The 12447-nt window shown below is 68.1% G+C and carries 11 protein-coding genes and 1 pseudogene; 7 read left to right on the plus strand and 5 right to left on the minus strand.

Features of this window, described 5'->3' with window-relative positions:
* Positions 1–2 precede the first annotated feature (2 nt).
* Together G6N27_RS19675 and G6N27_RS19680 are read right to left on the minus strand one after the other, a co-directional pair.
* Positions 3–935: an LmeA family phospholipid-binding protein gene (locus G6N27_RS19675; protein WP_179963307.1), complete on the minus strand. Its 933-nt coding sequence runs from the start codon at positions 933–935 to the stop codon at positions 3–5.
* The gene (locus tag G6N27_RS19680) at positions 932–1750 is read right to left on the minus strand and encodes a carbon-nitrogen hydrolase family protein (RefSeq protein WP_163779318.1); all 819 of its coding nucleotides are present in this window, start codon (positions 1748–1750) and stop codon (positions 932–934) included. The genes G6N27_RS19675 and G6N27_RS19680 overlap by 4 nt, the downstream gene beginning before the upstream one ends.
* Before the next feature lie 463 nt (positions 1751–2213).
* Here G6N27_RS19680 and G6N27_RS19690 point away from each other — a divergent pair, with 463 nt between their 5' ends.
* Positions 2214–3914, plus strand: a complete 1701-nt coding sequence (locus tag G6N27_RS19690; RefSeq protein ID WP_163779320.1) for a hypothetical protein — start codon at positions 2214–2216, stop codon at positions 3912–3914.
* Between the two features lie 52 nt (positions 3915–3966).
* Positions 3967–4401 (plus strand): SRPBCC family protein, encoded by a 435-nt coding sequence (locus tag G6N27_RS19695; RefSeq protein ID WP_163779322.1) that lies wholly within the window; start codon positions 3967–3969, stop codon positions 4399–4401.
* A 2-nt stretch (positions 4402–4403) separates the two neighbouring features.
* Here G6N27_RS19695 and G6N27_RS19700 read toward each other — a convergent pair whose 3' ends face one another.
* Positions 4404–4928 carry a DUF2505 domain-containing protein gene (locus tag G6N27_RS19700; protein ID WP_163779324.1) on the minus strand — a complete coding sequence of 175 codons (525 nt, stop codon included), beginning with the start codon at positions 4926–4928 and terminating at the stop codon, positions 4404–4406.
* A 26-nt stretch (positions 4929–4954) separates the two neighbouring features.
* Between G6N27_RS19700 and G6N27_RS19705 the strand changes: the two genes are divergently transcribed.
* The gene (locus G6N27_RS19705) at positions 4955–6034 is read left to right on the plus strand and encodes a UDP-N-acetylmuramate dehydrogenase (protein WP_163779326.1); all 1080 of its coding nucleotides are present in this window, start codon (positions 4955–4957) and stop codon (positions 6032–6034) included.
* Between the two features lie 48 nt (positions 6035–6082).
* Positions 6083–7402: a L,D-transpeptidase gene (locus tag G6N27_RS19710; RefSeq protein ID WP_163779328.1), complete on the plus strand. Its 1320-nt coding sequence runs from the start codon at positions 6083–6085 to the stop codon at positions 7400–7402.
* Here the strand turns inward: G6N27_RS19710 and G6N27_RS19715 are convergent.
* On the minus strand, positions 7377–8126 hold the full coding sequence (locus tag G6N27_RS19715; protein ID WP_163779330.1) for an SDR family oxidoreductase: 750 nt from the start codon (positions 8124–8126) through the stop codon (positions 7377–7379). The genes G6N27_RS19710 and G6N27_RS19715 overlap by 26 nt on opposite strands.
* A 189-nt stretch (positions 8127–8315) precedes the next feature.
* On the opposite strand from G6N27_RS19715, the gene G6N27_RS19720 reads away from it, so the two are divergent.
* The 3 genes and pseudogenes from G6N27_RS19720 to G6N27_RS19730 all read left to right on the plus strand — a co-directional run bounded on the left by G6N27_RS19720 (position 8316) and on the right by G6N27_RS19730 (position 11561).
* Complete coding sequence (locus tag G6N27_RS19720; protein ID WP_163779332.1) at positions 8316–9608, plus strand: ROK family protein; 1293 nt, start codon at positions 8316–8318, stop codon at positions 9606–9608.
* 18 nt (positions 9609–9626) lie between these two features.
* A complete protein-coding gene (gene mshA, locus G6N27_RS19725) occupies positions 9627–10961 on the plus strand; it encodes a D-inositol-3-phosphate glycosyltransferase (protein ID WP_179963308.1) in 1335 nt (444 codons plus the stop codon).
* A 23-nt stretch (positions 10962–10984) separates the two neighbouring features.
* Positions 10985–11561 (plus strand): annotated as a pseudogene (locus G6N27_RS19730) (YbjN domain-containing protein).
* Between the two features lie 94 nt (positions 11562–11655).
* Here G6N27_RS19730 and G6N27_RS19735 read toward each other — a convergent pair.
* Positions 11656–12432, minus strand: coding sequence for a TetR/AcrR family transcriptional regulator (locus tag G6N27_RS19735; RefSeq protein WP_163782059.1), 777 nt, complete (start codon positions 12430–12432; stop codon positions 11656–11658).
* Between the last annotated feature and the right edge of the window lie 15 nt (positions 12433–12447).

Here is a 12447-nt window from a genome sequence, read left to right on the forward strand (position 1 = left end):
CCTTAGACGTGGGCGAAGCAGGGGTCCTGCCCGCCGGGCGGGATCGACGCGTTGTGCGTCGAAAAGTGAGCTATCACACCGGAATCGGTGACTTGCACGCTGTCCGCGCGAATGCCCAGCGGATACTGCTTGAGCAATGCCGCGGTGAAGGTGTTCAAAGCGGTCTGCGCCGTCTCGTGGGGGATGATGGCGCCCAGCGCAGTGACTTTGTATACCTGCAGCGTCAGCGCGCCGTCGGCGACCTGGGGTTTGACGGTGACCCCGCCCAGGCCCATCGCGCCGCTGAGCTCGATGGTGCCGGCGCCGGGGTTGGTGCTGACGCTGTTGACCAGGCCGCCGATGAACGGCAGGGAATCCTGAATGGTCTCCTGAATGCCCTCCGACGTCCAGGTGATGTTGGCGTCCAGCTCGCCGATGGTGCCCTTGGAGTCGGCGTTGCCGTGCAGGTCGACGTCGTTGATGTTGATGTCGGCCTTCATGCCTTTGGCGTTCTTGATGTTGTGTCCTGCGGTGTGGATGGAGATGTCCTTGTAGTGCCCGGTGAGGTGCTGCAGCAGGAACGGGCTGGGACCGAACGACGCGGTGGCGCCGTCTTGCACGACGCACTGGGTCGCGGTGGCGACGACGTTGTTGGCGCGGTTGCGGGCGTAGAGTTCGCCGCCGATCAGGGCGGCGATGCCCAACGCGGCCACGATGACCAGCACCAGGATGATCGACACCGGATCGCTGCGGCGAAATTGGAAGCGGCGCTTGGTTTTCTCGGGAGCTGTGCTGTCCTGCGGCGGGGGCGAGCCGGCCGGGAACTCCGCGGTGGCCGGATATTCGCGCGCGGGCGGCGAATAGGACTGAGAAGTCGACTGGGTGGGCGGGCTGTTTTCGCCCGGACGAGCCCACATCGACGGGTCCTGTTGTGGGGGTCCCTGGGGATTCGTCACCTGGGCGATTCTGCCTTATCGGGATTAGCGGACGCTGAGTGGTTGCGTAGCACCGCTATAGTCTCGCGGGCCTTTGTCACCTGCTCGAGGTCGAGGTCGGCGACCAGCAGCTGCGGGTCGGCACCGGCCGCGGCCACCACGTTGCCGAACGGCGACACCACCAGGCTGCCGCCCACCCCGGTCGGCGCGCTGGAGGCCAGCGGTTCGCCGGGATCGGCCTGCCCCGCCGCGACGATGTAGCTGGTGCAATCCAGCGCGCGGGCACGCGCCAGCAGCGTCCACTGCTCCAGCTTGCCGGGGCCCGCGGCCCACGACGCGCTGACGACGATGAGCTGGGCGCCGCGGTGGGCCAGCGTGGTGAACAGCTCCGGAAAGCGGATGTCGTAGCAGGTGCTCAGCCCCACCCCGACACCGTCGACGGTGATCACCACCGGCTCGTGCCCCGGCGCGACAGTCCGCGACTCGGTGAACCCGAAGGCGTCGTAGAGGTGGATCTTGTCGTAGTGCGCGTCGGCCTGATCCGGCGCCGCGACCAGCAGCGTGTTGAAGACCCGGTCACCGTCCGCCGGAGTGAACATACCGACGATGACGGTGACACCGGCGTCGGCCGCGATGCGGCGGACGGCGTCTGCCCAGGGCCCGTCGACCGGCTCGGCGATCGGTGACAGTGGGACACCGAACCGGCACATGGTGGCTTCCGGGAACACCACCAGCTGTGCGCCGGCGTCGGCGGCCTGCCTTGAGTAGTCCCGCACGAGTTGCAGGTTGGCGGCCGGGTCAGTGCCGCTGAGAATCTGCGCCACCGCGATCCGCATGCAGAACAGCCTAGGGGCGATCGCCAGCGCGGCGAAGCCGGGCGCAGCGGGTCGCCCCCGACGGACTAGGGGCGATCGCCAGCGCGGCGAAGCCGGGCGCAGCGGGTCGCCCCCGACGGACTAGGGCGATCGCCAGCGCGGCGAAGCCGGGCGCAGCGGGTCGCCCCCGACGGACTAGGGCGATCGCCAGCGGGGCGAAGCCGGGCGCAGGGGTTATCGCCGAATCTCTTTAGGGATGGCTCGACAGACTGTATGGTCTTCTACACGCATCTAATAGACGGCTAACGGGGCATTAGTCGGACGTAGAGGGAAGCTTGGGATTGTCCTTATGCCCAGACACCGTGCCGCTCGTCGACAGCTCCAGCGCGGGGACGTTGCAGGGTTAGCTGGTGCGACCCTGGCCACCGCCGCTGTGATCGGGATCGGCGCCGGCCAAGCCGATGAGTCCGCCCACGCACGCCCGGTGACCGCCTCCGCGCAGCTGCTCTCCGGTCCGAGCGACACCGGCGTCGACGCGTTCACCCTCGGCCCGTACACCTTTGATCCCTACACGACCCCCCTCCTCCTGCCCCAAGAGGGCTGGGCCACATTCCCCGCCCCGGTCTTCCCTGGTCCGCCTGTGTTTAATATCGCCGGCGGAAATCTGGACGGAATTGGCCTCGCCCCTCAGAACTTCGAGGTGTTCAACGCCAGCGGCCAAGAAGTCGGGACCATCGGCACCGCCGGGACCATATTGCAGGTCCTTGGCCAAGACAGCTACGAGTTCACCGTCACCAGCTCAACCCCTGTGTTGTTGGGAAGCACTGCGAACCTGCCGGCAGTGGGAACGGTGTACGACATCTTCAAAGGTCTCGGCGTGGGGCCCGGCGGTTCAAACGCCTTCGAGAATGTCTACGAGGCCACCCCGAGCGGCAACATCGCCGACTACCTGGTGGAGCCGAGCGGCCAGTACAACCTGGCCGACCCCATTCGGCTGCCGCTAGGCCTCGGCACAATCAACCTGTCGTCGTTGTTGACGACGAACTACGCCGCGGATCTGCAGCCGGGCGCCGCCTTCAGCAGTCTGGCGACAGCGGCCGATGCCAGCATCGGCCCAGACGCCTTCACGATCAACGTGCCTGGCTTCGACTACACACTCGACCCCGTCAGCACTCTCCTCGCCCCGGACACGTACAACGCGGTGACCCCCCTCGCAGGCTTTCCGCCGTTCTTCGCCGCCGGCGGCGCCGACTTCATCGGCATATCTGTTGATACCCAGGGTTTCAATGTCTACAACGCCGCCGGCACCGACGTCGGCAGCATCCAGGCCGACGAGTTCGTGGTCAATGCGGTGGGCGTTACCAGCACGGAGGAAGTGGTCACCGCCGCACTCCCGCAACTCGGGTTTACCGACGCGAACCTGCCGGCAGTGGGAACGGTATTCAGCGTCACCAACCTGGCCCCGTTTCACAACGCCGGGAAGGCCGAGGTCTACCTCACAACGCCGACAACATCCGCCACCGACACCACGGTGACGACGACTGGCAGCTTCACCGAAGCCGCCCCGTTCAACCTCGACTCAGCCGGCACCGCGGAGATCAACCCGGCCAGTGTGTTTGCCTCGCTGGCCGCGGAGCAGCCCCAGGACGCCAGCATTCCGCCGCCCCTGCTAGGCGCCCCCGCTACGGACGCTTTCACCATCAACCAAATTACGTTCTACCCCGAGACGTCTTTACTCACCGAGGGCTATAACAACATCGCTCAAACGCTGGGCGCAGCGCCGTGGGTCGCCGCCTTCGGCGGCTCGGCTGAGGGCATCAGTCTCGCGCCGCAAGACTTCTTCTACTACAGCGGCACGGGTGCCAGCGCCCACTTAGAAGGGGAACTGACAACCAGCATGTCGGTCTTGGACGTGCTGTCGTTCAGCAACGCGTCGTTCACTGTCACCGGCTGTGCGATCGTTCTCTGTACGGATGCGCCGGCAAACGGAACGATCTTCGACGTCTTCAACCTGGGCGGTGGTATCGAAAACATCTACGAGGGCACCCCGAGCGGGACCGTCACCGACACCCTGATGACGGCGTTCGGGCCGCTGATCACTTTCACGATCCCGTCCCTCGACGCCGCCATCCCCCTCAACCCGCTGGACATCATCCCCGCCGGTTTTGACGTGCCTGCGCTATGAATCCGAACGCCCGGCGGATCGGGCGGGTCGCCGCGGATGCCAGAATTCGACGATGACCGAGTTCACTCTCACGCGGACCACGCCGGCGCCGATCGAGGCCGTGTTCGACGCCCTCACCAATCACCGCGGGATCGCAAGCTATGTCCGGCTGGTACGTCGCAGCACCCTCGACCGGGAGGGAACGCCGCCGCCCAACGGCATCGGCGCCGTCAGGCGCATCGAAGCACTCGGACCCGCGATCGTCGAAGAGATCATCGACTACCAGCGACCGACCCGCTACGCCTACAAACTGGTCGCCGGCGCCCCGGTGCGCGACCACGTCGGCACGGTCTCGCTGAAGGAAGCAGGCACCGGCACCGAGGTCAGCTGGCATCTGCGGTCGACACCCAAGATCCCCGGCCTCGACTGGTTGCTGTCGCCGGTGCTCAAGCGGGTGATCGGCGAGCTTCTCAACGGCGCGGTGGACGCCGCCGAAGGTCGCGCCTGACCTCAGGCGGTTCGGCCGATCCACGTCGTGGTGAACCGCTGCTCGGCGATCAGCAAGTCGACGAGTTGGCTGCCGATGAAGTTCTCCAGTTTGCCGCCGACCAGCGGGACCTTCACCTCGACGGTGGCCCGGAGCGTTAACCGCGCGCCGCCGCAGTCGTTCAGCGGCTCCAGCATTGCGGTGCCGGTCAACAACGCCGGCGCATCCAGGATCGAGCCGGTGACCGTTGCGGTAGCCGCGCCGTCGATGACTGGTGCCCAACGCTCTTCGCGGCGGATACGCAGATCGCCGCGATGGAACTGAGTGACCACACCGGGCAACCGATCCCGGCGCAGCACCTGGGTGGTGATCACGTCGATGCTGCCGTCGTCGCCGGCGGGGCCGCCGATCTCCATCGAATCCAGGACCGTGTCGTCGGCGCCCGAATCGGCCAGCCGGGCGAGCCAATACTGCTCTTCGCTGAAGGCCGCAAGAACCTCGTCGACGCTCACGCCGTAATCGGTGGACATGTCGAACGAACGCGGCATAGCAGGTCAGGCTACCGTCAAGACTCATGAAAGCGGGTGATGTCGGAACGCTTTTCGCCGGTGCGCGTGTGGACGAGGGCGTGCCGCTGGCGCCGCTGACCACCCTGCGCGTCGGACCGGTCGCGTCGCGGGTAATCACCTGCACCAGCACCGAGCAGGTCGTCGTAGCGCTGCGTTACCTCGACGCCGCCAAGGGAAACGGCCCGCTGCTGGTATTAGCCGGCGGGTCGAACGTGGTGATCGCCGACACGCTGACCGATCTGACCGTTATCCGGTTGGCCGCCAACACCATTCGCGTCAACGGCAATGTCGTTCGCGCCGAGGCCGGCGCGGTGTGGGATGACGTGGTCGTCGCCGCGATCGACGCCGGCTTGGGTGGACTGGAGTGCCTGTCCGGTATTCCCGGCTCGGTGGGCGCCACCCCGGTGCAGAACGTGGGGGCCTACGGCGCCGAGGTGGCCGACACCATTACCCGGGTTCGGCTGCTGGACCGGCGCAGCGGCGAGGAGCGCTGGGCGACGGCCGACGAGCTGGAATTCGGGTATCGCACCAGCGTGCTCAAGCACTCCGACGCCGCGACCGTGCTGGAAGTGGAGTTCGCGCTGGACGCTTCGGGCCGCAGCGCGCCGCTGCGCTACGGCGAACTTGTGACGGCGCTGGACGTCGCGGCCGGGCAACGCACCGATCCCGCAGCGGTCCGGGCGGCGGTCCTCACGCTGCGGGCTCGCAAAGGCATGGTGCTCGACCCAGCCGACCACGACACCTGGAGCGTGGGATCGTTCTTCACCAATCCTGTTGTCACACAACATATTTACCAGTCGATCGCTGACGGTGCACGCCATGCGGTGCCGAACTATCCGGCCCCCGGCGGTGTCAAGCTGGCCGCGGCGTGGCTGGTGGAGCGGGCCGGGTTCGGCAAGGGCTATCCGGATGACGGTGCCGCGCGCTGCCGGCTGTCCACCAAACACGCACTGGCGCTCACCAACCGCGGCGAAGCCAGCGCCGACGATGTGCTGGCGTTGGCCCGCACGGTGCGCGACGGCGTCCGCGATGTGTTTGGCGTCACACTTGTACCCGAGCCGGTGCTGGTCGGCTGCTCGCTGTGACGCGCTCGGGGACGAAGAGCGGCATTCCCGCCGGTATCTTGGACTCTCGTGAACGCAGCACGCGGCTTGTCGCCGGTCAACCGACGCCGGGCCCTGACGACCCTGGCGGTCGGCGTGTTCGCGCCCAACGTGTTGGCCGCGTGCTTCGGGGAAGCAGCTAAGCAGGCCGAGAAGGCCAAGCCGCCGGCTGCGGCCGCAATCACCTTCCGGCCCGCCGACAAGGCGACCGACGTGCAGCCGACGACGCCGGTCAGCGTCGAGGTCCGCGACGGCTGGTTTCAGCACGTCGCATTGAGCAATCCGGACGGCAAGGTCGTCGCCGGTTCGCTCAACCGCGACCGCACCATCTACACCGTCAGCGAGCCGCTCGGCTACGACGTGACCTACACCTGGACCGGGTCGGCGGTAGGGCACGACGGCAAGTCCGTCCCGGTGGCGGGCAAGCTGTCCACGATCGCACCGACGAAAGTCATCGACGGCGGGTTTCAGCTCAACGACGGCCAGACCGTCGGCGTCGCGGCGCCGATCATCATCCAGTTCGACGCGCCGATCTCCGACAAGGCCGCCGTCGAGCGTGCGCTGAAGGTGACCACCGAGCCGCCCGTCGAGGGCAGTTGGGCGTGGCTGCCCGACGAGGCGCAGGGCGCCCGGGTGCACTGGCGCACCCGCGAGTACTACCCGGCCGGCACCAAGGTCAACGTCGACGCCAAGTTGTACGGGCTGGCCTTCGGCGACGGCGCGTACGGCAAGCAGGACTTCAGCCTGAACTTCAACATCGGGCGCCGCCAGGTCGTCAAGGCCGAGGTCTCGTCGCACCGCATCCAGGTGGTCCGCGACGAGGGCGTCATCATGGACTTCCCGTGCAGCTACGGCGAGGCCGACAAGCCGCGCAACGTCACCCGCAACGGCATTCACGTGGTCAGCGAGAAGTACTCGGACTTCTATATGTCCAACCCGGCCGCGGGCTACAACCACATCCACGAACGCTGGGCGGTGCGGATCTCCAACAACGGCGAGTTCATCCACGCCAACCCCAACAGTGCGAGCGCGCAGGGCAACACCAACGTCACCAACGGCTGCATCAACCTGTCCACATCCGACGCCGAGCAGTACTTCGGCAGCGCGATCTACGGCGACCCGGTCGAGGTCACCGGCAGCACGATCGAGTTGTCCTACTCCGACGGCGACATCTGGGACTGGGCCGTGCCCTGGGACACCTGGGTCGGGATGTCGGCGCTGCCGCCGTCCTCGGGCGCCAAGCCGTCGCCGGTGTCGATCCCGCGCAGCGCCCCGGCCACGCCACGCGATGCCCCGACGCTGTCGGGCACGCCGACCACGACGCCTAGTCCTGCGGGGCCCGGCGGTTGAACCGACTCCCCGGCGCCTGATCGCGCGGCCGGATGACGATCTGGTCGAGATCGACGTGCGACGGCCGCGACGCCACGAAGCCGATCACCTCGGCGACGTCTTGCGCCGTCAACGGCGTGATGCCCTGGTAGACCGCGTCGGCGCGCTCTTTGTCGCCGTCGAAGCGCACCAGCGAGAACTCGGTCTCGACCGCCCCGGGCGCAATCTCGGTGAGCCGCACCGGTTTTCCGAGTAGTTCACCGCGTAGCGTCCGGTGTAGCGCCCCTTGCGCGTGCTTCGCTGAGGTGTAGCCGGCGCCGTTGTCGTAGGTCTCCAGTGCCGCGATCGACGTAACGGTGACGATCAGGCCGTCGCCGGAGTCGATCAGCTTCGGCAACAGCGCGCGGGTGACCCGCAGCGTGCCCAGCACGTTGGTCTCCCACATCCACCGCCAGTGCTCCAGGTCGGCGTCGGCGACCGGCGCCAGGCCCTTGGCGCCGCCGGCATTGTTGACCAGCACGTCGACCCGGCCCAGTCGACTCGCCAGTTCGTCGACCGCCGAGCCGTCCGTGACGTCGGCCACGACCGCCGTCCCGCCGATGTCGGCGGCCAGTGCGTTGATCCTGTCCGCCCGCCGCGCCACGGCCACCACATGAAAACCTTGTGCGGCAAGGGCTCTCGCGGTTGCCTCGCCGATGCCGGCGCTGGCGCCGGTGACCACCGCAACGCGCTTCGCGGAACTCATCTGCCCAACTCTAATAACCGTGCTAAATTCCTCGTGTGTTCACCTACACCTTGTTCGGCTGTCTGTCTGCGTGTTGTCACGCGGACTGCGCGTGTTGTTGCCGCGCAACCAGCCGCGCCTGATCGAGCGCCCAGCGCTCGCGACGGTGTGCGGCTCAGACCGCCATCGGAACTCGGACAAGGACACGCAATGCGCTCAACCACTTTCACCACCCATAGCCACCTCGCTCCCAACCGCCGGCGATCGCCCGGACGACACCGGGTCGTGGCGCCATCACTGCAACTCTCCGACGCCGCCGCCTCGTCGGTATTCCGGGCGGTGCGGCTGCGCGGCCCGATCGGCCGCGACGTCATCGCTCAAGTCACCTCGCTGTCGATTGCGACGGTAAACCGCCAGGTCATCGCGCTGCTGGACGCCGGCATCCTGCGGGAACGTGCTGATCTGGCCGTCTCCGGTGCAATCGGGCGCCCCCGGGTGCCGGTCGAGGTCAACCACGAACCGTTCCTGACGCTGGGCATCCACATCGGCGCGCGAACCACCAGCATCGTCGCGACCGACCTGCTCGGCCGCACCCTGGACGCGGTCGAGACCCCGACCCCGCGCAGCGCCCAAGGCCCCGCGCTGGCCGCTTTGGCCGACGGTGCCCAGCGGTATCTGCGGCGCTGGCACCGACGTCGTGCGCTGTGGGTCGGCGTCGCGATCGGTGGCTCGGTCGACGCGGCCAGCGGGCACGTCGAGCACGCCCGGCTGGGCTGGCGCGACGCGCCGGTCGGCCCGGTCATCGCCGAGGCGCTGGAACTGCCGGTGTCGGTGGCGTCACACGTCGACTCGATGGCCGCCGCCGAATTGCTGCTCGGCATGCGCCGGTTCGGGCCGAACTCGTCGACCAGCTTGTACGTCTACGCCCGCGAGACCGTCGGCTACGCGCTGATGATCGGCGGTCGGGTGCACAGCCCGGCCAGCGGACCGGGCACCATCACCAACCTGCCCGCACAGTCCGAGCTGCTCGGCGGTACCGGGCTGCTGGAATCCACCGTGAGCGACGAGGCCGTGCTGACCGCGGCTCGTCGGCTGCGCATCCTGCCGGCCCGCACCGGTGGGGCGGGTGTCGCCGTCACCGAGCTGCTGCGCGCAGCCCGCAGCGGCAATGAGCAGGCCAAGGACTTGCTGGCCGAGCGGGCCAGGGTCCTCGGTGAATCGGTCGCGCTGCTGCGTGACCTGCTCAACCCCGACGACCTGGTGGTCGGCGGGCAGGCGTTCACCGAATACCCCGAGGCGATGGAGCACGTCGAGGCCGCCTACAAGGCTCGCTCGGTGCTGCCGCCGCGCGACATCCGCATGACCGCGTTCGGCAACCGGGTCCAGGAAGCCGGGGCGGGCATCGTGTCGCTGGCCGGGTTGTACGCCGACCCGCTCGGTGCCATGCGCCGCGCTCAGCCGCCTGCGCCCGCGTTCGAGGTTGCCTCGGAGTCGTCCGCCTGACCTGCGCCTTCTGGCGGCTTGCGGTGGCCCTGTAAAGATGATCGTGTGGGCCCCTCTGATCTGACCAATCCGCGTCGCGTCGCGGTGCTGGCCGTGCACACGTCGCCGCTGGCTCAGCCCGGTGTCGGTGACGCCGGCGGGATGAATGTCTACGTGCTGCAAAGCGCGCTGCATTTGGCCCGTCGCGGTGTCGAGGTGGAGATCTTCACCCGGGCCACCGCGTCCGCCGATCCGCCCGTCGCGCGGGTGGCGCCGGGTGTGCTGGTGCGCAACGTGGTGGCCGGGCCGTTCGAAGGGCTCGACAAGTACGACCTGCCGACCCAGCTGTGCTCGTTCGCCGCTGGAGTCCTGCGGGCCGAGGCCGCCCACGAACCTGGCTACTACGACATCGTGCACTCGCACTACTGGCTGTCCGGTCAGGTCGGCTGGCTGGCCCGCGACCGTTGGTCGGTGCCGCTGGTGCACACCGCGCACACGCTGGCGGCGGTGAAGAACGCCGCCCTGGCCGACGGTGACATACCCGAGCCGCCGCTGCGTACCGTGGGCGAACAGCAGGTGGTCGACGAAGCCGACCGGTTGATCGCCAACACCGATGACGAAGCGCGACAACTGGTTTCGTTGCATAACGCCGACCCGGCCCGGATCGACATCGTCCACCCCGGCGTCGACTTGGACGTGTTCCGGCCCGGTGATCAGCGCGCCGCGCGGGCCAGGCTCGGCCTGCCGATCGACGGGGACGTGGTGGCCTTCGTCGGTCGGATTCAGCCGCTCAAGGGCCCCGAAGTCCTGCTGCGCGCGGCGGCCAAACTGCCGCGGGCGCACATCGTGGTCGTCGGCGGTCCCTCCGGCAGCGGGCTGGCCACGCCCGACGGCCTTGTTCGGCTCGCCCGCGATATGGGTATCTCTGACCGGGTGACCTTCTTACCCCCGCAGTCGCGGGACAACCTGGCCACCGTCTTCCAGGCCGCCGACCTGGTCGCGGTGCCGAGCTATTCGGAATCGTTCGGCCTGGTCGCCATCGAGGCGCAAGCGTGCGGGACGCCGGTTGCCGCCGCCGCCGTCGGCGGCCTGCCGGTGGCGGTGCGCGACGGGGTGACCGGCACCCTGGTGCCGGGTCATGACGTCGACCGGTGGGCGCAAGCTATCGACGAGTTGCTCGAGCGGGACGACGAGACCATGGGCCGCGCCGCCGTCGAGCACGCGTCGCGGTTCTCCTGGGATCACACCGTCGATGCGCTGCTGGCCAGCTACCGGCGGGCGATCGGCGACTTCACCGCCCGCCGTTCGGTCCGCGGTCTGCCCTCGACCCGCCGCGCTGCCCGGCGGTCGTCGCGCAGGAAGGCGTGGGCGTGAGCCACCCGAACGGTGACCGGCCGATCCCACACGTCCAGCGGCTGATCGAAGACACTCTGGACGCCAACGAGCTGACCTACTCGCGGCACGAAGGCTCGCATGGCGGTCTGCCCGGCCTGATCGTCGAGCTGCCGGGCGAGCGCAAGCTCAAGACCAACACCATCCTCAGCATCGGTGAGCATTCGGTGCGCATCGAGGCGTTCGTCTGCCGCAAGCCCGACGAAAACCACGAGGGCGTCTACCGTTTCCTGCTCAAGCGCAATCGCCGCCTCTACGGCGTCGCCTACACGCTGGACAACATCGGCGACATTTATCTCGTCGGCCGGATGGCGCTGGCGTCCGTGGATGCCGCAGAGATCGACCGCGTGCTCGGACAGGTGCTCGAGGCGGTCGACACCGACTTCAACACGTTGCTGGAGTTGGGTTTTCGGTCGTCGATCCAGAAAGAGTGGGAGTGGCGGGTGTCCCGCGGGGAGTCGCTGAAGAACCTCGAGGCCTTCGCGCATCTGATCGAAGACGACGATGCAGAGCGCGAAGCGCGATGAGGAGGAGTCGAGCATAAGGCTCGAAGACGACGATGCAGAGCGCGAAGCGCGATGAGGAGGAGTCGAGCATAAGGCTCGAAGACGACGATGCAGAGCGCGAAGCGCGATGAGGAGAAGTCGAGCATAAGGCTCGAAGACGACGACGAAGGTTAGACGGCGACGGCGCGCAAGAAGGCGTCGGCGAACACCGTGCAGGCCTGATCCAGGTCTGGCAGCTCGACTTCGGGGATACCGTCTGCGGCCGGCCGGGCCATGGTGTGGAAGGCCATCGGCGCGAGCATCTGCTGAATGAGCAACGGCAACGGCAGATCTCGAATACGACCGGCAGCAATCTCGCCCGCCAGCCACTGACCTACGCCGGCGAGCATGCGCGGCACGTAGTACTGCAGAATCGCTTGCGCCGTCGGCCCGGTCGGCCGGGCCAGCCCCTCGGCCAGCATCGCGGGTGCCACCCGTGGCTCGCGACTGAATGTCTTGGCCAGCAACCGGTAGATCCGGTGCACCGTGTCGCTCAGTTCGGCATCCGGTTCGGCGACCACCTCGTCGAGGTCGAGAATCGGGCCGTAGCGGTCAAACACCTTGCGCAGCAACTCGTCCCGGCCGCCGAACACTGCGTACAGGCTGTGTACTGAGCAATCCGTTTGCACGGCAACAGCTTCCAGTGTCACTGCAGCCAGGCCGCGGTCGCTGATCAGGGTGGCCGTCGCCTCCACCGCACGTTCACGCACCGGCGGCCGGCCGCCGGGTTCGACCCCGGCGGCACGCACCGCGTCGTCCAGCGGCTGTCGGGAACCGTCGAGCCGCCGCAGGAGGGTGCTGCGCGACATCCCGGCCTCGCGGGCGATCGCGACCAGTGGCACGTCGGCCACGTCGCGACCGAGGGTCTCGGCGGCCCGCAGCGCCGCCGCGATCACCTCGGGCGGCACGTCGTGGATCGCGGG

This window comes from Mycobacterium cookii (assembly GCF_010727945.1).
Classification (GTDB): domain Bacteria; phylum Actinomycetota; class Actinomycetes; order Mycobacteriales; family Mycobacteriaceae; genus Mycobacterium; species Mycobacterium cookii.